At 67.5% G+C, this 19,094-nt stretch carries 16 protein-coding genes; 12 read left to right on the forward strand and 4 right to left on the reverse strand.

The window, feature by feature from the left end; all coding sequences use genetic code 11:
* Positions 1 to 57: 57 nt before the first annotated feature.
* On the reverse strand, positions 58 to 1,722 hold the full coding sequence (locus tag Q8K49_RS00175; protein ID WP_305303409.1) for an amino acid permease: 1,665 nt from the start codon (positions 1,720 to 1,722) through the stop codon (positions 58 to 60).
* Between the two features lie 157 nt (positions 1,723 to 1,879).
* Here Q8K49_RS00175 and hrpB point away from each other — a divergent pair, with 157 nt between their 5' ends.
* Positions 1,880 to 4,330: an ATP-dependent helicase HrpB gene (hrpB, locus tag Q8K49_RS00180; RefSeq protein ID WP_305303410.1), complete on the forward strand. Its 2,451-nt coding sequence runs from the start codon at positions 1,880 to 1,882 to the stop codon at positions 4,328 to 4,330.
* Here hrpB and Q8K49_RS00185 read toward each other — a convergent pair.
* From Q8K49_RS00185 to Q8K49_RS00195, 3 genes are all read right to left on the reverse strand, one after another.
* On the reverse strand, positions 4,327 to 5,097 hold the full coding sequence (locus Q8K49_RS00185) for a hypothetical protein (RefSeq protein WP_305303411.1): 771 nt from the start codon (positions 5,095 to 5,097) through the stop codon (positions 4,327 to 4,329). The two genes, hrpB and Q8K49_RS00185, sit on opposite strands and share 4 nt — an antisense overlap.
* Positions 5,094 to 5,813: a hypothetical protein gene (locus tag Q8K49_RS00190; RefSeq protein WP_305303412.1), complete on the reverse strand. Its 720-nt coding sequence runs from the start codon at positions 5,811 to 5,813 to the stop codon at positions 5,094 to 5,096. The genes Q8K49_RS00185 and Q8K49_RS00190 overlap by 4 nt, the downstream gene beginning before the upstream one ends.
* A 124-nt stretch (positions 5,814 to 5,937) precedes the next feature.
* Positions 5,938 to 7,272, reverse strand: coding sequence for a S41 family peptidase (locus Q8K49_RS00195; protein WP_305303413.1), 1,335 nt, complete (start codon positions 7,270 to 7,272; stop codon positions 5,938 to 5,940).
* A 125-nt stretch (positions 7,273 to 7,397) separates the two neighbouring features.
* On the opposite strand from Q8K49_RS00195, the gene Q8K49_RS00200 reads away from it, so the two are divergent.
* From Q8K49_RS00200 to Q8K49_RS00250, 11 genes are all read left to right on the forward strand, one after another.
* Positions 7,398 to 7,850 (forward strand): Lrp/AsnC family transcriptional regulator, encoded by a 453-nt coding sequence (locus Q8K49_RS00200; RefSeq protein WP_305303414.1) that lies wholly within the window; start codon positions 7,398 to 7,400, stop codon positions 7,848 to 7,850.
* A 192-nt stretch (positions 7,851 to 8,042) separates the two neighbouring features.
* Positions 8,043 to 8,993, forward strand: coding sequence for a 30S ribosomal protein S2 (rpsB, locus tag Q8K49_RS00205; RefSeq protein WP_305303415.1), 951 nt, complete (start codon positions 8,043 to 8,045; stop codon positions 8,991 to 8,993).
* 89 nt (positions 8,994 to 9,082) lie between these two features.
* Entirely contained in the window at positions 9,083 to 10,024 is a 942-nt protein-coding gene (gene tsf / locus Q8K49_RS00210) for a translation elongation factor Ts (RefSeq protein WP_305303416.1), read from the forward strand.
* Between the two features lie 78 nt (positions 10,025 to 10,102).
* Positions 10,103 to 10,540, forward strand: coding sequence for a methylmalonyl-CoA epimerase (gene mce, locus Q8K49_RS00215; protein WP_305303417.1), 438 nt, complete (start codon positions 10,103 to 10,105; stop codon positions 10,538 to 10,540).
* Positions 10,540 to 10,803 carry a DUF1467 family protein gene (locus tag Q8K49_RS00220; RefSeq protein ID WP_305303418.1) on the forward strand — a complete coding sequence of 88 codons (264 nt, stop codon included), beginning with the start codon at positions 10,540 to 10,542 and terminating at the stop codon, positions 10,801 to 10,803. The genes mce and Q8K49_RS00220 overlap by 1 nt, the downstream gene beginning before the upstream one ends.
* Before the next feature lie 4 nt (positions 10,804 to 10,807).
* Positions 10,808 to 11,146 (forward strand): DUF3088 family protein, encoded by a 339-nt coding sequence (locus tag Q8K49_RS00225; RefSeq protein WP_305303419.1) that lies wholly within the window; start codon positions 10,808 to 10,810, stop codon positions 11,144 to 11,146.
* 97 nt (positions 11,147 to 11,243) lie between these two features.
* Positions 11,244 to 12,560, forward strand: a complete 1,317-nt coding sequence (gene proS, locus Q8K49_RS00230) for a proline--tRNA ligase (protein ID WP_305303420.1) — start codon at positions 11,244 to 11,246, stop codon at positions 12,558 to 12,560.
* Positions 12,561 to 12,738: 178 nt separating this feature from the next.
* On the forward strand, positions 12,739 to 14,025 hold the full coding sequence (locus tag Q8K49_RS00235; protein ID WP_305303421.1) for a lipoprotein-releasing ABC transporter permease subunit: 1,287 nt from the start codon (positions 12,739 to 12,741) through the stop codon (positions 14,023 to 14,025).
* Positions 14,018 to 14,722 carry an ABC transporter ATP-binding protein gene (locus tag Q8K49_RS00240; protein ID WP_305303422.1) on the forward strand — a complete coding sequence of 235 codons (705 nt, stop codon included), beginning with the start codon at positions 14,018 to 14,020 and terminating at the stop codon, positions 14,720 to 14,722. Before Q8K49_RS00235 ends, Q8K49_RS00240 begins: the two co-directional genes overlap by 8 nt.
* 470 nt (positions 14,723 to 15,192) lie before the next feature.
* Positions 15,193 to 18,675, forward strand: a complete 3,483-nt coding sequence (dnaE, locus tag Q8K49_RS00245) for a DNA polymerase III subunit alpha (RefSeq protein ID WP_305303423.1) — start codon at positions 15,193 to 15,195, stop codon at positions 18,673 to 18,675.
* On the forward strand, positions 18,675 to 19,031 hold the full coding sequence (locus Q8K49_RS00250; RefSeq protein ID WP_305303424.1) for a GFA family protein: 357 nt from the start codon (positions 18,675 to 18,677) through the stop codon (positions 19,029 to 19,031). Before dnaE ends, Q8K49_RS00250 begins: the two co-directional genes overlap by 1 nt.
* The last annotated feature ends 63 nt before the right edge of the window (positions 19,032 to 19,094 follow it).

Here is a 19,094-nt window from a genome sequence, read left to right on the forward strand (position 1 = left end):
CAACGAAAAAGGCCCGGGATCGCTCCCGGGCCTTCGTCTTGCGGATTGATCGGGAGATCAGTCCTTCTGATTGTCCACGCCGGAGCCCATGGCCTCGGCCGGGGACGACATCGTGGTCTCTTCCGTAATGTCGATGCCCTTGGCGAGCTTGGAGTTCCAGAAGCCGTAGATGATGTAGATCACGGCCCCGACCGCGGCATAGGCGCCGAGGATGGTGAGCGGCAACGGGTTGCCGTCTATGGCGTGCTGGATCATCGGCCAGAAGTTGAAGCTGGCCAGGGCGAGGCAGGCGATGATGCCTGCAACGGCCGTGGCGATGCCGCCGGGAACCCGGAACGGACGCTCCATCTCCGGATGCTTGATGCGCAGGAAGATCACGCTCAGGCACACGATCGAGAAGGCGACGGCCGTGCCCAGGGACACCAGATCGCCGAGCATGGAGATGGGCAGGAAGGACGCCGCGATGGCGATCAGGATGCCCAGCAGGATGGTGCCGATCCAGGGTGTGCGGAACTTCGGATGGATGATCGCGAAGACCCGCGGAAGCAGGCCGTCACGCGCCATGGTGTAGAAAATCCGCGTCTGGCCGTAGCACAGCACCAGCATGACCGAGGTCAGGCCGGTGATGGCGCCGACCTTGATCAGGAAGCTGATCAGGTTCAGCGGGCTGCCGTCCGGCGTGATGAAGGGCGTGTCGGCCCATTCCAGACCCATGCGGTCGATGGCGACGGCCACCGGCGCCGGGCTGGCGAGTTCGAGATAGGGGACCACGCCGGTCATGACGGCGGCGACGGCCATATAGATGATCGTGCAGACGATCAGTGCGCCGAGGATGCCCACCGGGACGTCCTTGGACGGGTTCTTGGCCTCGGCCGCCGCGGTCGAGACCGCTTCGAAGCCGACGTAGGCGAAGAAGATGATTGAGGCGCCGCGCAGGATGCCGGAGGCGCCGTATTCACCGAACTTGCCGGTCGTGTTCTCGGGAATGAAGGGCGTCCAGTTGTCCGGGTTGATGTACTGAACTCCCACCGCGATGAACGTCAGCAGCACCACGATCTTGATCATGACGATGACGTTGTTGATCGAGGCTGACTCGCTGACGCCCAGCACCAGCAGGCTGCAAACGGCGGCGATGCCGATGGCGGCGACGAGGTTGAACGTGCCGGTCAGCGGGAAGCTGGCGATGCCGGCGTCCGACGTGACCGACTGAATCAGCGGCGTGGCCCACGAAGGGCCTTCGCCGCCCGCGTACTGGATCATCGGGAACAGGCTGTCCGCCATACCGAAGTCTCGAAGGATCGATACGACATAGCCGGACCAGCCGACCGCGACGGTCGAGGCCGCGACGCCGTACTCAAGCACCAGCAGCCAGCCCATGATCCAGGCGAAGACCTCGCCCAGGGTGCCGTAGGCATAGGTATAGGCCGAGCCCGAGACCGGCATGGTGGAGGCCAGTTCGGCGTAGCAAAGGCCCGCGAGACCGCAGGCGATGCCCGCGACCACGAAGGACAGCATGATGGCCGGGCCCGCGTTGGCGGCGGCGACCTGGCCGGTCAGAACGAAGATGCCGGCGCCGATAATGGCGCCGATGCCCAGGCTCATCAGATTGATGGGTCCCAGAGACCGCTTCAGCTCGCTCCTGGCGGCTTCCTTCTGGATCTGGGCTACGGATTTCTTGAGGAACAGGCGGTTCCCCTTGGGCCTAAGGCCTTCTGCGGACATCGAGTCTCGCCCCCTGATACACGGCGAGTCCTCCCCGGACCGCCTTCAATGACGCGGACGCTAGCGGCGCATGACCGCGCTGGCAACGCGGTTTCCGATTGGTGAACGCGCTGAGACGCTTTCGTGAAGGGGCAGTTGGCGTCTACAGCCTTGGGTGATGCTGCCCATCCATGCCGTTCTCGAGCCGTTGAAAGCGGCGCTGGCCGCGACCAACGCCGTCGTTCTGGCCGCGCCGCCGGGGGCGGGCAAGACGACCGTGGTCCCGCTGGCCCTGCTGGAGGAGGCCTGGCTGGACGGCGGCAAGATCCTTGTGCTGGAGCCGCGCAGGCTGGCGGCGAGGGCTGCGGCCGAGCGGATGGCGGCGACGCTGGGCGAGGCGACCGGCGACACGGTCGGCTATCGCACGCGCCTGCAGAGCCGGATCGGGCCGAAGACGCGGATCGAGGTGATCACGGAGGGCGTGTTCACGCGGATGGTTCTGGACGATCCGGGGCTGGAAGGCATCGCAGCGGTGCTGTTCGACGAATTCCACGAGCGGTCGCTGGACGCCGATCTGGGGCTGGCCTTGGCGCGGGAAAGTCAGGGGCTGTTGCGCGAGGACCTGCGGCTGCTGGTCATGTCGGCGACGCTGGATATCGCGGGGGTGTCGAAACTGCTCGCCAATGACTCGGGGAAATGGGCGCCGGTGATTGAAGCCGAGGGCCGGATGTTTCCGGTCGAGACCCGCTATCTCGGGCGCAATCCGGTCGAGCGGATCGAGGACGCCCTGGCGCGGGCGGTGATGCAGGCGCTGGGCGAGGAGGGCGGGTCGGTGCTGGTCTTCCTGCCCGGGCAGAGGGAGATACACCGCACGGCCCAGCGACTGAACGAACGGCTGCGCGATCCGGCCGTGGATGTGGTTCCGTTGTACGGCGCCCTGGACCGGGAGACGCAGGACCGGGGCATCCAGCCGGCGGCGACGGGACGTCGCAAGGTGGTGCTGGCGACCTCGGTGGCCGAAACCAGTCTGACCATCGAAGGGGTTCGGGTGGTCATCGACGGCGGCCTGTCACGGGTGCCCCGGTTCGAGCCCTCCAGCGGTCTGACGCGACTGGCGACGGTCAGGGTCAGCCGGTCGTCGGCGGAGCAGCGACGCGGCCGGGCGGGCCGGGTCCAGCCCGGCGTCTGCTATCGCCTGTGGGACGAGGTGGCGACGCGAGGCCTGGTCCCGCATCAGCGACCGGAGATTCTGGAAGCGGATCTGACGGGTTTCGCGCTCGATCTGGCGCGATGGGGCGCGCGGGACACGGAAGCGCTCGCCTTGCTGGATCAGCCGCCGGCGGGCGCCTTCGCCGAGGCGCGCAAGGTGCTGGCGCGGCTGGGGGCGCTGGATGGGGCGGGCGCGCTGACACCCCATGGACGTCGGATGACGCGCATCCCCTTGCCGCCGCGGCTGGCGCATATGGTCGCCGCCGCCAGCGACGCCGGCGACGCGGCCCTGGGCGCGCGAATCGCGGCGGTGCTCAGCGAGCCGGGGCTGGGGGGCAATGATGTCGACCTGAGAGACCGGCTGCGTGGGCTGGACCGCGACCGGTCGCCGAGGGCGCGGGATGCGGTCAAGCTGGCCGAACGATGGGCGCGGGCGGCGGGAGGCGGCCAGAAGTCCGGAGTGGGCGGCGAGGCCGATGTCGGGATCCTTCTGGCCGAGGCTTTTCCGGAGCGGGTGGCCAGGTCGCGGGGCAAGCCGGGCGAGGTGTTGCTGGCGTCAGGGCGGGGAGCCTTCCTTGATCCGACCGACGCCCTGGCGCGCGAGCCGTGGCTGGCGGTGGCGGAACTGGGCGGCGGGGATGCGCGGGACCGCATCCGGCTGGCGGTCCCTGTCGATCCGGCGGCGCTGGAGGGTCGCGTCGAGGTCGAAGACCGGTTGGCGCGTGAGCCGTCGGGCCGAATGACGCTGCGCCGCATCCGCCGCATCGGGGCGATCGTGGTGGACGAGAAGATCGTCGGGGCGCCGGACCGAGCGGCGATCACGACGGCGCTGCGGGCCGAGGTTGACCGGGACGGGTTGGCGGGACTTCGCTGGGGCGAGCGGGCCTCGGGATTGCGGGCTCGGCTGGCGTTCGTGGCCGGGCTGGAAGCCGGCTGGCCGGATGTCTCGGACGCAGGGCTGACGGCGGCGCGGGAGACCTGGCTGTGGCCGCTGCTGGAGGCGGTCCAGGGGCTGGAAAAGGTCGAGGATGGGGCGTTGGAGGCCGGGCTGCGGACCCTCGTACCATGGGACCGGCAGAGGGCCCTGGAAGAGCTTGCCCCGGCGCGACTGGCGACGCCGCTCGGCTCGGCTGCGATCGACTATGCCGCCGAGGGCGGACCCCGGGTCGATATCCGGGTGCAGGAGCTGTTCGGGACCACCTCCCATCCGACCGTCGGCGGCGGACGGGTTCCGTTGACCCTTGCCCTGCTGTCCCCGGCGCGGCGTCCCGTGCAGGTGACGCGGGACCTGCCCGGCTTCTGGGCCGGCAGCTGGGCCGCGGTGCGCAGCGAGATGCGCGGCCGCTATCCTCGCCACCCCTGGCCCGAGAATCCGGCCGAGGCCCCGCCGACCAACCGGGTCAAACCACGCGGAACCTAGGTCTCGGCCGTCACAGCCCGCCGGTGGCGCAGGGTGAGGAAGAGCACCAGACTGACGATGCCGAGGGCGAAGACTCCGCTGACCGGGGCGGCCCCGAAGCCGAGTCCACCGGACGTCGTGGGCTGGGACAGCAGGTCACCGATAGAGGCCCCGAACGGGCGGGTCAGGACATAGGCGATCCAGAACACCAGCACGACATTGACCCGGAACAGATACCAGGACGCCGTCGCCGCCGCGATCAGACTGCCGAAGATGATGGCTGACAGGCCGTATCCCCAGGCCAGACGTTCGGCGACCAGATCCCCGGCCGCTGTACCAAGGGCGAAGGTGAACAGGATGGCCGCCCAGTAGAACAGTTCGCGACGACGGGTGACGATGGTGTGGATCGACAGGGTGCGCTCACTGGCGAACCAGACGGCGAAGGTCGCGGCCAGAAGGGCGGCGAAAACGCCGGTGGAGACGAACAGGCTGACCCCCAGGCTGTCGCTGAGGTTGTCGGTGACCAGGGTGCCGACGACGCTGAGCAGGACCACGGTCAGCCAGTAGACGACCGGCACATAGCGACGCAGGTGAAGCTGCAGCGCCAGCACGGCCAGCAGGGCCGCCCCCATCACCAGGGACGTGCCACCGAGACCAAGCCCCATGCGGAAGGCGAGAAAGTCCGCGCCGGTCTCGCCGATGGTCGTCGCCAGAATCTTGATGATCCAGAAGGAGAGGAAGATCTCCGGCACCTTGTTGAGCATCGGCGACGGGGCGGTGGCGGTCATGCCCCCGTCGCCGGGACGGCCGGATGGGCCGTGAACCAGGCTTCCAGTTCGTCGACGAGATCGAGCTCTGTGCCGGCGATGCTCAGGGCGTTTGCTGTGTCGCGACTGGCAGTGGCGGTCTTGAGCCCGGTTACAGCCGCGTCGAAGCGGGCCTTGAGCGCCGGATCACCGATGCGATCCGAGATCAGGGCCCATTGCGCAGCCGCGTAGTCAGCCGCGGCCATCGCATCATCCCAGCGCGCAGGCTGAGCCTTGAGGTCGGCGGTGTAGCGGAAGCCCGCATAGTCCAGCAGGCTGACGGCCACGGGGACCGGCTCCGACTTGGAACCAGCCGAAACGAACAGGCGATAGGCCTCGACCGAGGAGAGCGCGAGATCGGCGCGCGCCATGGCCGCCCGGTGCGTGGCGATCTCCTGCAGGCGTTGATCGATGCGGGCGGTGACATCGGCGGGCAGGTCGCGACGGTCGCGCGTTGCGGCTTCCCGGGCCTGGGCAATGGTGACGTCGAGCCGGGCCGGAGTCGCGGTGAAGGCCTCCTCGGTCAGGGTTTCAAAATATTCCGATGCGGCCAGGGGCGCGGTTGCGGCGTTGCCCGGTGCCGGCGTCGTGGGGGTGGGCGCGGGGGCCGATTCCGGGGCCGGTGCGTTGCAGGCGGCGAGCGCAACAACGGCCAGGCCGGGCAGGGAGAGATTCCGGAGGTGGAGCAGGATGGGCATATCGATCTCCCTTTGACGCCGCGACCGGCGCGGCATCCGGGATCATCGCGGCCGCAATGAAGCGCTTCTGTGACCGGGGGAGCAACCGAGGCCCAGCCGGGTCAAGCCGCCCGGACCCTGAGGGTCAGCGGGCCGGGGCCGTGCGTTCGACCCGCGGCTGGGCGGGGCCGCCGGCGTAGTCCACCGTCATCGCCGCTACGGACCGCCCCGTCGCCTCGAACACCATCCGCATGCCCGGCTCAGTCTCGACAGCGAAGCGGTGGCCGCCGAGGGGGATCAACGGGATCGGCGGACGACCGCCACGTCGCGTGAACAGACGCACGCCATCCGAGGTCAGGGTGCGCTCGCCATAGACGCCGGCATAGGTTGCGAGGGCGAACTCGGGAGCGCGCCGGTTGCCGCGGGCTTCCATCGCTTCCGCCACGGCCTCCAGCCCGGGACGTTCTTCTGCGGGGGCGGTGGCGATCAGGGTCCTCAATGCGGCGGCATGAGCGATGTCGAGTGCGCCGGGGACTTCGGCCTCGAGGGTCGGCGCGAAGCCGACGCCCTCCCAGTCCTTGCCGGTCGAGGCCAGCACGGCGCGACCGACCGAGACACTGAACACGAACTGGTCGTCAACGACGACGATGTCATTGCGGAAGCCGGCTCCGCTGGTGTTGGCGCCGGCGATCTGGCCCAGGTGATAGCCGGCGACGTGGCCGGTGAACTCCTCTGCCGCCGACCCGGTCCCGTCGCTGGTCAGAACATAAAGCGGCTTGCCGAACATCTGCTGCTCGGGCGGGGTGGCCAGGGCCGAGAATCCGTCGGGTTCGGCCTCGCCGTTCATGTAGAAGGTCACCAGCGGCGTGTCGGCTGGCAGGAACCGGCTGATGATATATTGCACCGCCTCGGGATTGCCCCCGCCGTTCTCGCGCAGGTCGATGATCACGGCGTCGCCGCCCGCGAGAAAGCGCATGGCGGTGTCGAGGGCGGCGGCGCTCTCAGCGCCGATCCAGTGGAAGCCCTCATAGTTCATCAGCCGCACATTGCCGGGCAACACGCGCAGCTCGGTGATCCCGTGATTGGCCTGGCGCACCAGGCGTTCAAACGCGGCCCCGTCGCCGGGGGCGTCGCCCGACCCGTTCGCGATGACCGCGGCCGTGCGGGGATCGAGCCGGAAACTCAGGTGACGATCCTGTCCGACCCGCTCGAGGTCTGCGTTGATCCGTTCGGCGAGGATTGCGCCGTCCGTGACGCCGTAGCGGCCCGAGGCCAGGCCCTCGGCCAGCACGGCATCCAGCACCGGGCGGCGCTCCGGCAGGACATAGCGTTCGTTGATCACCCTGCGGACTTCGGCCACGACCGCCGCCGGGTCGAGGGCGCGGGCGGCGGCGGCGGGGGTGGACGGCTGGCTCTGGGCCAGCCCGGGCATGGCGGTCGCGGCCAGCGCGAGGGAGGCCAGAAGGACGGCGAAACGCATGGGGAAGAACCTCTTGTTTTGAGCCCCTGTTATCGCTTGGAAGCGACGGTGATTTCGGGCATTCGTGAGCCCTGGTTTGCCAGAATCTGGCAAAATCGGTCGATCGACTGCGGGGGATGTGCAAATTGGATCAGACGGACCGGGCTCTGCTTGCCTGTCTGCAGCAGGACAATATGCAGACGGCGGATCGTCTGGCCGAGCAGGTCGGCCGGTCGCCATCGGCGGTGGCCCGTCGCGTCCGGCGCCTGAGGGCCGAGGGCGCGATCGCCGCCGAGACGGCGGTTCTGTCCGATGCGGCGACGGGGTATCCGCTATCGGCGGTGATTCATGTCCAGCTCGAGAGTCACGTCCCGCATGAGAGCAATCGGCTGCGTCAGCGCCTGATCGCCCATCCGCAGGTCCAGCTCTGTCTCGATATCGCGGGGGCCTTCGACATCGTCCTGCTGGTCGTGGCCGCCAATATGGAGGTGTTCAACGCCTTCACCCTCTCCGTCCTCGAACAGCCGGTGGTGCGCCGGTTCGAGACCAGCTTCGTCAAGAAGCGGCACAAGGCGACCCTGGCTGTCCCGCTTGACTAGCGCCAATGGAGCCTGGCCCGATACTCCGCTTGCCTTTTGCGTCCAACCCGCCTAGAAGCCCGCCCACTTCACACGCAGGCGTGGCGCTGACGGGGAGAAATCCCGTTTGCTCCGTTCCGAGGGCCCCAGTCTCCCAGGAGATGGCGGCCTTTACCCGTCTGCGGCGGATCAATCGGATAAAGGACTACACTCATGGCTCTGCCAGAATTCTCCATGCGTTCGCTGCTCGAAGCCGGCGCGCATTTCGGCCACCAGACGCACCGGTGGAACCCGAAGATGGAGCGCTACATCTTCGGATCGCGTTCGAACATCCATATCATCGACCTGTCGCAGTCGATCCCGCTGCTGCACCAGGCGCTGGTCGCCGTGCGCGACGTCGCCGCCAAGGGCGGACGCGTCCTGTTCGTCGGCACCAAGCGTCAGGCGTCGGACCCGGTGGCTGAAGCCGCCAAGCGATGCGCCCAATACTATATGAACAACCGCTGGCTCGGCGGCACCCTGACCAACTGGCGCACCGTGTCGGGCTCGATCGCCCGCCTGCGCGAGCTGGAAGGTCTGCTGGAATCGGGCGGCGACGGCCGGGTCAAGAAGGAACTGCTGAACCTGCAGCGCGAGAAGGACAAGCTGGAGCTGTCGCTGGGCGGCATCAAGGACATGGGTTCGATCCCGGACATCATCTTCGTGATCGACACCAACAAGGAAGCGATCGCGATCCTGGAAGCTCGCAAGCTGAACATCCCGATCATCGCCATTCTCGACACCAACTCGGACCCGGACGGGATCACCTATCCGATCCCGGGCAATGACGACGCCGCTCGCGCCATCCAGACCTACTGCGACCTGATCGCCGACGCCGTCCTCGATGGTCTGGCCGCCGGCCAGGCGTCCGCCGGTGTCGATCTGGGCGCCGCGGTCAACCCGGACGAGCCGATGTTGCGCGAAGCCAGGGCCCCGAAGGCGGCCAAGGCCGTTGAAGCCGAAGTCGCCCCCGCAGAGGCGGAAGCCGTGGCTGAGGAAATGATCGCCGCCGCTGAACCGGCGGCTGAAGAAGCCCCGGCCGAACCGGCCGTCGCCCATGAAGCCGCTCAGGCCGCGACCTCGGAAGCCAACGACGCCGTCGAAACCGAGAAGGCCGCGGTCTAAACCGCCCCGCTTTCTATCGACGGCGAAACTGACATACGGCCGGGGTAATTCCCCGGCCGTTCCCGCATACGCATACCAAGGAGATACCCATGGCCGAGATCACAGCCGCCCTCGTGATGGAACTGCGCGCCAAGTCCGGCGTCGGCATGATGGACTGCAAGAAGGCGCTTCAGGAGACCGACGGCGACATCAACGCCGCGATCGACTGGCTGCGCGCCAAGGGCCTGTCCAAGGCCGCCAAGAAGGCTGACCGCGTCGCCGCCGAAGGTCTGGTCGCTGTGGCCTCGAAGGAAGTCGGAGCCGGTGAAGTCGGGGCCGCGATCGAGTTTAACTCGGAAACGGACTTCGTCGCCCGCAATGAGCTGTTCCAGAACGCCGCCAAGTCGTTCGCCCAGCATGGCCTCGAGCACGCCACGCTCGAAGGTCTGCACGGCGCCGAGCTGGAGTCCGGCAAGACGGTCCAGGACGAAGTGACCCAGCTGATCGCCACCGTCGGCGAGAACATGCAGCTGCGCCGCGCCGCCCGCCTGTCGGTCGATGAGGGCGTGGTCGCCTCCTACGTCCACAATGCGGTGTCGCCGGGCCTCGGCCGCATCGGCGTGCTGGTCGCCCTGCACGGCGGCGGCGACAAGGTGCTCTTGCGCGAACTGGGTCGCAAGATCGCCATGCACGTGGCCGCGACCGCGCCGCTGTCGCTGAACACAGATGATCTGGACCCTGCCGCCATCGAGAAGGAACGACAGGTCCTGACCGAAAAAGCCAAGGAAGAAGGCAAGCCGGAAGCCATGATCGACAAGATCGTCGCCGGCCAGATCGCCAAATTCCAGAAGGACGTGGTGCTGACCAAGCAGCCGTTCGTGATGAATCCGGACGTGACCATCGAACAGCTGGTCGCCGACGCGGGCAAGGAATTGGGCGCCCCCGGCCTGCACCTGGCCGGCTTCGTCCGCCTCGCCCTCGGCGAGGGCGTGGAGAAGGTCGAAGGCCCTGACTTCGCGACCGAAGTGGCCCAGATGTCGGGCGGCCAATAGGTCCGATCGGCCCCGACTGGCTGCGACGCATCATCCTCCCCCGTTTGCGCGGGGGAGGATTTTCTTTATGGCCAACCCATGATCGGAAGACTGAACCACGTCGGCGTCGCCACGCCATCCATTGAGGCCAGTGTCGCAATGTACCGCGATCTGCTCGGCGCCACCCAGGCCCACAAACCGTTCGACCTGCCCGCCCAGGGGGTGCGGGTCTGTTTTATCGACCTGCCAAACAGCCAGATCGAGCTGATCGAGCCGCTGGGCGAGGATTCCCCCATCCATGGTTTTCTGGCGAAGAACCCCAAGGGCGGGCAGCACCACGTCTGTTTCGAGGTCGAGGACATCCTCGCCGCGCGCGACGCCCTACGGGCGAAAGGGGCGACCATCCTCGGCACGGGCGAGCCGCGGATCGGAGCCCATGGCGCCCCGATCCTCTTCGTCCACCCCAGGGACATGGGCGGGGTGCTGGTCGAACTGATGGAAACGCCCAAGGCCGGACACGAGAGCGGAGCGCACTGATGCCGATCGGGATCGTCACCATGCTGGGCGTCTACATCATCTGCTGGTGGACGGTGCTGTTCGCTGTCCTGCCGCTGGGGGCGTCGCAGGAGCGGCATGAGCCGCCGACCGACGGGGCGCAGTGGGGCGCGCCTGACAAGCCGGACCTGAAGCGCAAATTCATCACCACGACCTGGGTCTCGGCCCTGCTGTGGCTGCTGGTGATGGGGCTGGTCTATGTCGGCTGGATGCCTCTGCCCGACCTGACGCCGCCGACCGCGTGACGCCATGACCGACCGGCTGTTCCTGCTCAATCCCGGCTGGACCGACGATCAGGGCGGTCCCTGGTACTGCCCCGCCGGCGCGGTCGTCGAGGGGGTGCTGGCCTTCCATCCGATGCTGCGCGACCAGCTCGGGATTGTTTATCTCGACCATCCGCGGCCCCGGCCGCCGGTGATCGATCTGGTCGGCGAGGATCATCAGAGCTGCCCGATCCTGGTGCTGGACGGAACATTCGACTGGCCCGATGCGGAGACGTCGGAGGCGACGGGCCGCCGCTTCCTGCAGGACGGGGCCATCATCCCCTACCTGGCCGCCCGGTACGGCATCGCGCGGCCGCATCCGTAATATTCCTCCCCCTCCCCGAGGGGAGGAATGCCTAGCTTTCGCCCCGGTCACCCGGCTAAAGCTTGGCTCCCGCTTTGCTTGCCGAGAATCTGACCCCATGCGCCTGTCGCGCTATTTCCTGCCCACGCTGAAGGAGGCGCCCTCGGACGCCCAGATCGTCTCGCACCAGCTGATGCTGCGGGCCGGGATGATCAAACAGGAGGCCGCCGGCATCTACGCCTGGCTGCCGCTGGGTTTGCGGGTTCTGAACCGGATCGAGCAGATTGTGCGCGAGGAGCAGGAGCGGGCAGGGGCCGTCGAGCTGCTGATGCCGACCCTGCAGCTGGCCGACCTGTGGCGGGAGTCGGGGCGTTATGACGCCTATGGCCCCGAGATGCTGCGCATCACCGACCGGCACGAGCGCGAACTTCTGTACGGGCCGACCAACGAGGAGATGATCACCGACATCTTCCGGGGCTTTGTAAAGAGCTACAAGGCGCTGCCGCTGAACCTGTTTCACATCCAGTGGAAATTCCGCGACGAGCGCCGGCCCCGGTTCGGCGTCATGCGCGGCCGCGAGTTCCTGATGAAGGACGCCTATTCGTTCGACATCGACGAGGCCTCGGCGCGCAAGGCCTACAACCGCATGTTCGTGGCCTATCTGAACACCTTCGCCCGGATGGGGTTGAAGGCGGTGCCGATGCGCGCCGACACAGGGCCGATCGGCGGCGACCTGAGTCATGAGTTCATCGTCCTGGCCGACACTGGCGAGAGCCAGGTGTTTTGCGACCGCAAGCTGGTCGAGATGTCGGCGCCGGGCACGGGCGTGGATTGGCACGACCTGCAGGCCATCGTCGATGAGCGGACCAGCCTGTACGCCGCCACCGAGGAGATGCACGACGCCGGCCAGTTCGAAAGCCAGACGGCCGAGGCCGACCGGCTGACCGCGCGCGGCATCGAGGTCGGCCACATCTTCTATTTCGGGACCAAATACTCGGCCCCGATGAAGGCGAAGGTCGCCGGGCCGGACGGCAAGGATACCGACGTCCACATGGGCAGCTATGGCGTCGGCGTTTCTCGTCTGATGGGGGCCATCATCGAGGCCAGCCACGACGACAGCGGCATCATCTGGCCGGACTCCGTCGCGCCGTTCGACGTGGTCGTCATCAATCTGCGCGGCAATGACGAGGCGGTCTGCGCCGCCTGCGAGGAGGCCGTGGCCAAGCTGGAGGCCTTGGGCAGGGCGGTGCTCTATGACGACACCGACGAACGGCCGGGCGGGAAATTCGCCACCGCCGACCTGATCGGCATTCCATGGCAGCTGACCATCGGTCCCAAGGGCGTGGCCGAGGGTCTGGTCGAACTGAAACGCCGGGCCACCGGCGAGAAGGTCTCGATCCCGCTGGACGAGGCGCTGGCGAGGGTGCGCGGATGAGCGGAGCAAGCTGGTTCCTTCCCCCCTTGCGGGGGAAGGTGGGCCGCGGAGCGGTTCGGATGGGGGGGCAGCTTCGCCAGACGGGCCGCTCGAAGGCAAGCCAACCGGACGCTTGGGTGTCTCACCCCCCATCCGTCTCGCTACGCGGGCCACCTTCCCTCGCAAGGGGGGAAGGGTAATGAGTGCGACCCCGAAGCCTGCCGGTCCCTTCTCGGCCTGGGAGTTCGAACTGGCGCTGCGCTACCTGCGCGCCCGGCGCAAGGAGGGCGGCATCGCCCTGATCGCCATCATCTCCTATGTCGCCATCGCGCTGGCCGTCATGGCCCTGATCATCGTCATGAGCATCATGGCCGGGTTCAGGAACGAGCTGCTGGACAGGATGCTGTCGTTCAACGGCCATATGTACGTCCAGGGTGAGGTACTCGGCGATCCCGACCGCGAGGCCGCTGTGACCCGCATAGCCGAGGTCCCGGGCGTGGTCAGTGTCTCGCCCCTGACCGAAAATCAGGCGCTTGTGCGGGCCGCCGGCCAGACGACCGGCGCGGTCGTGCGCGGCATCCGTCCGCAGGACCTGGACTCCATGTCCTATGTCTTCGACAGTCTGACGCCCGAGGCGCGGCGCGCGTTCGGCCAGGGCGCGTATGGCGGTGACAACATCCTGATCGGCAAGGCGCTGGCCGAGAGCATGGGGCTGCGCGTCGGTGATCCGATCACCCTGTATTCCCCCACCGGCGCCGACAGCGCCTTCGGCAATCTGGGCGGGCTGGAGAAGACCTATCGCATCGGCGGGGTGTTCACCTCGGGCACCGCCGACTTTGACCGCCTCTTCATCTTTATGCCGCTGGAACAGGCCCAGCTCTTCTTCGGCAAGGAGGGCGTCTGGGACGTTATCGAGCTGAAGGTCGCAGAGCCCGACCGGGTCGCCGACCTGGTCCAGCCGGTTCGCGAGGCAGTGGGACGCAGCGCCTTGGTCAACGACTGGCGCGACCGCCTCGCCGCCTTCTGGGGCGCACTCAAGGTCGAGAGGGTGGCGATGAGCATCATCCTCGGCCTCGTCGTGGCCATCGCCGCGCTGAACATCATCTCCGGCATCGTCATGCTGGTGAAGAACAAAACCCGCGACATCGCCATCCTGAGGACGGTCGGGGCCAGCCAGTCGTCCATGTTGCGCATCTTCTTCATCGCCGGCGCCGCCATCGGCGTGGCGGGGACGATCACCGGTCTGGTGCTGGGGTTGGTGTTCTGCCTCAACATCGGCGCGATCCAGCATTTCCTGGAGTGGGTGCTGGGGGTCCAGCTGTTCAACGCCGACGTCTATATGCTCGACTCGATCCCGGCCGAGGTCGACGCCATGGATGTGGTCTGGGTGACGCTGTGGTCTGTCTTCATGTCGTGCGTGGCCTCGCTGCTGCCGTCGTGGCGGGCCGCGAAAATGGATCCGGTTGAGGCGCTTCGGTATGAGTAAGGCCCCCGTCCTGTCCGTTCGTGGGGTGACCCGCACCTATGAGACCGCTTCGGGCGGGCTGACCGTGCTCAAGGGCGTCGACCTCGACGTCATGCCGGGCGAGGTCGTCGGCCTGATCGGGCCGTCGGGCTCGGGCAAGTCCAGCCTGCTCCACGCCGCCGGTCTGCTGGAACGGCCAACCTCGGGCGAGATCCGCATCGACGGCGAGGACGTCGGCGGCCTCGACGAGCGGGCCCGGACCCATATCCGTCTGGCCCGGATCGGCTTCGTCTATCAGTTCCACCACCTGCTGGCCGAGTTCGACGCGCGCGATAACGTCGCCCTGCCGCTGCGCATCGCCGGGGTGGGGCAGGTCCAGGCCCGCGAGCGGGCGAGCGAGGTGCTGACCGCGCTCGGCCTCGGCGAGCGGCTGACCCATCAACCGGCCCAACTGTCAGGCGGGGAGCAGCAGCGCGTCGCCGTCGCCCGAGCCCTGGCCAATCGCCCGCGCCTGCTGCTGGCCGACGAGCCGACCGGCAACCTTGACCCCGCCACCAGCCAGACGGTGTTCGAGGCCCTGCACCGGCTGGTCAAGGACACCGGCGTCGCCGCCCTGATCGCCACCCACAATATGGAACTGGCCGGCCATATGGACCGGGTCTTCGCGTTGAAGGACGGCCATCTGGAAGAGCGACCGGCCGAGAGCCACGCGTATTGAGGGTTTGGGGTGTGGGGAGTGGGGGCTGGGGATAGGAATCAACCTCCAGGAACACCTGCTTCCCCATACCCCATACCCCAAACCCCATGCCCTAATCCCTACTTCTTCCCCGGCGGCGTGGTGAAGGGCGAGGCCCCCGCCGACACCGCCGGTTTGGGCTTGTCCGCCTTCGGTTTGCGGGTTTCCTTGTTCTTGCGCACCTGACCCTTGGCCATGACCGGAACTCCTGCGACGCCGTCCGCCGGGAGGGCGGGTGTGGACGCTAGCGCCCATCTTACAGACACCTCCTGAGGATGTTCACCTCAAATGAACTTGACCGGAACAAACCCGCAACATAGAACATATCCAGAACACGCAATCTGGGGACAAGATCATGGCGCGTTGGGTGAGGGATATGCTGTCGCTTGCGTCGTGCGGCGGCTTCGTTTGGATGGCGTGGCAGGCGGCGTTTCTGATCTCGTGAGTCGGGGATGGGCCAGCTCAAAGAGGGTCTGGTCATCTCAACCGCCGCTGTAGCCGCGCAATTCATCCACCTGCGCGTCCGCTCGGCCTATTCGCTGCTGGAAGGCGCGATCAAGGCGGGCAAGGTCGCGACGCTGGCGGCCGACGCGGGCATGCCGGCGGTGGGCGTGGCGGACCGGGCCAATCTGTTCGGGGCGCTGGAGTTCTCGGAGGCGGCCAAGGCGTCGGGCGTGCAGCCGATCGTGGCCTGCGCCCTGCCGGTGACCGGGATCGGCGGCAAGATCCATGAACGCTGGGCCAAGGTCCCGACCGTGGTGGTGCTGGTCCAGAACGAGGCGGGGTGGCTGAACCTCTGCGCCCTGTCGTCATCGGCGTATCTCGATGCGGGGTCGATGGATGAGCCGGGCGTGCCCTGGTCCATGGTGGCCGAACGGTCCGCGGGGCTGATCCTGCTGTCGGGCGGGCCCGACGGACCGATCGATCCCCTGTTCGTCCAGGGCAAGGCGGCCGAGGCGAACGCGGCGCTGGACGAGATGGCGCGGGTGTTCGGCGACCGGCTGTATGTCGAGCTGCAACGCCACGGTCTGGCCAGCGAGCGGCAGGCGGAGCGGGGGTTGGTCGAATGGGCTTACGCCCACGACACGCCGCTGGTGGCCACCAACGACGTCCACTACGCCAAGGCCGCGCAGGCGAAGTCGCACGACGCCCTGCTGTGCATCGCCGACGGCGCCTTCACCGGTCAGGAGGATCGGCGGCGGATCACCGGCGAACACTGGTTCAAGCCGGCCGCGGCCATGCGGGAGCTGTTCGCCGACCTGCCCGAGGCCTGCGATACGACCGTGGAGATCGCCCGCCGCTGCGCCTTCCTCGTGCCCACGCGGGCGCCGATCCTGCCGCGCTTCGAGGCCGGGGCCGGGCGGACCGAGCCCGAGGAGCTGATGCATCAGGCCCGCGAGGGACTGAAGGCGCGGCTGCAGGCCGTGACCCCCGTGGCGCCGGAGGCCGACTACTGGACGCGCCTCGAATGGGAGGTGGGGATCATCCAGCAGATGGGCTTCCCAGGCTATTTCCTGATCGTGTCGGACTTCATCAAATGGGCCAAGAACCACGGCATTCCCGTGGGGCCGGGTCGGGGTTCGGGCGCGGGCTCGCTGGTCGCCTGGGCCCTGACCATCACCGATCTCGATCCGCTGCGGTTCGGCCTGCTGTTCGAGCGGTTCCTGAACCCCGAACGCGTCTCCATGCCCGACTTCGACATCGACTTCTGCCAGGAGCGGCGGGAGGAGGTGATCGACTATGTGCAGCAGCGCTATGGTTCCGACCGGGTGGCGCAGATCATCACCTTCGGCACCCTGCAGGCCCGGGCCGTGCTGCGCGACGTGGGCCGGGTGCTGCAGATGCCGCTGGGGCAGGTGGACCGGCTGGCCAAGATGGTGCCGGCCAATCCCGCCAATCCCGTGACCCTGGCCCAGGCCATCGAGATCGAACCGCGCCTGCGCGAGGCCCGCGATTCCGAGGCGGCGGTGCGCACCCTGCTCGATACGGCGCTGGAGCTGGAGGGGCTGTATCGCAACGCCTCGACCCACGCGGCCGGCATCGTCATCGGCGACCGGCCGCTGACCGAACTGGTTCCGCTGTATCAGGACCCGCGCTCGACCATCCCCGCCAGCCAGTTCAACATGAAATGGGTCGAGGCGGCCGGTCTGGTGAAGTTCGACTTCCTGGGGCTCAAGACCCTGACGGTGCTGGACCGCGCCCGCATCTATCTGGAACGGCGCGGGGCGGCGGTCGACTGGAACGGCCTGCCGCTGGACGATCCGAAGACCTATGAGCTGATGGCCTCGGGCCAGACGGTCGGGGTGTTCCAGCTTGAATCCCAAGGCATGCGCGACACCCTGCGCAAGATGCGCTGCGGCTCGATCGAAGAGATCACCGCCCTGATCTCCCTCTACCGGCCCGGGCCGATGGAGATGATCGACACCTATATCGACCGGAAATTCGGACGACAGGCGGTGGACTGCCTGCATCCCTCGCTGGTCGAGGTGCTGACCGAGACCTATGGCGTCATCATCTACCAGGAGCAGGTGATGAAGATCGCCCAGGTCCTGGCCGGCTATTCGCTGGGCGAGGCCGACCTGCTGCGCCGGGCGATGGGCAAGAAGAAGAAGGAGGAGATGGATTTCCAGCGGGCGCGCTTCGTCGAGGGCGCGTCAGGCAAGGGCGTTTCGGAAGAACAGTCCGGCTTCATCTTCGACCTGGTGGCCAAGTTCGCGGGCTACGGCTTCAACAAGTCGCACGCCGCCGCCTATGCGTTGATCAGCTTCCAGACCGGCTGGCTGAAGGCCAACCACGCCGTCGAATTCATGGCCGCGTCCATGTCGCTCGATCTCAGCAATACCGACAAACTGGCTGTCTTCTATCAGGATTGTCGTCGCTTCGAGGTGCCGATCAAGGCCCCTGACGTGAACCGTTCCTCGGCCGATTTCGACGTGGCCTATGACGACGGGGTCGGCGCCGTGCTCTATGCGCTCGGCGCGATCCGCAACGTCGGGCTGGAGGCGATGAAGCATCTGGTCGAGGTGCGCGAGACCGGCGGACGGTTCACCGACATCTTCGACTTCCTCGAACGCGTCGATCCGCGCAGCGTGAACAAACGAGCGCTGGAGAATCTGGCGCGGGCCGGGGCCTTCGACAGTTTCCACAGCAATCGCCGCCAGCTGGTCGAACAGGCCGACACCCTGATGGCCTATTGCCAGAGCGTTGCGGCCGAGCGGGCCTCGTCCCAGGTCTCTCTGTTCGGCGGCGATCAGGCCGGCGCGGCGCGTCCGCGGCTGAAACCGGTCGAGCCCTGGGTCGGGCCCGAGAAGCTGGACCAGGAACTGGCCGCCGTCGGCTTCTACCTGTCCGGCCATCCGCTGGAGGACATGGCGCCGGCTCTGAAGCGCAAGCGCGTCACCTTCGTCGCCGAGGCCACCGCCCTGGCCGAAAGCGGCCACGAGGCCTTCCTGATGGCCGGCGTGGTGCGCCGCCGTCAGGAGCGGGCCAGCGCCAAGTCGGGAGAGAAATTCGCCTTCGTCACCTTCTCCGATCCGACCGGCGAGTTCGAATGCCTGTTCCCGCCTGAGCAACTGCGGAAATGCCGCGAGGTGCTGGAGGTCGGGGCCTCGATCATGGTCAAGGTCCGCGCAAAGTCGGCCGACGGCGAGGTGCGCTTCTTCGGCGACGACGCCAGCCGGCTGGACATGCTGATCGACGACGGGGCGATGGGACTGCGCATCCATGTCTCGGCCAGAGGGGTCGATCCGGCGGCCCTGAAGTCGCGGCTGGAGCGGGCGCGGTCGCAAGGCAAGGGCGGCGAGGTCTCGCTGGTCGCCTCGCTGGACGGCCGGCGCGAGGTCGAGCTGAAACTGCCGGGCCGGTACAGACTGGACGGCGCCCTGCGCGGGGCGTTGAAATCAGCCCCGGGCGTGGTGCTGCTGGAGGATGCGTGATGGCTGAAGTGAAGACCCACAAGGGCGGCTGCCGTTGCGGTGCCGTGGCCTATGAGGTCGACAGCGATCTCGACGGGCTGATCGAGTGCAACTGCTCGCACTGCTATCGCAAGGGGCTGGTGCTGGCCTTCGTCACGCAGGACGCCTTCCGCCTGACGGCGGACGGGGCGCAGACGGAATATCTGTTCAATACCAACAAGATCACCCACCTGTCCTGCGAGACCTGCGGGGTGCAGTCCTTCGCGCACGGCGTGGCGCCGAACGGCCAGCCCATGATGGCGGTCAACATCCGGACGCTGACCGATATCGAACCGTTCGGCTGGACGGCGCAGCGAGTGGACGGGCGGAGTTTCTAGCTGCGCGCAGGCGATTGTCACCGAACGCCGGTCTTCTTATGGTTCCGCTTCACCTCGTAGGCT

Source organism: Brevundimonas sp., assembly GCF_030682035.1.
Classification (GTDB): Bacteria; Pseudomonadota; Alphaproteobacteria; order Caulobacterales; family Caulobacteraceae; genus Brevundimonas.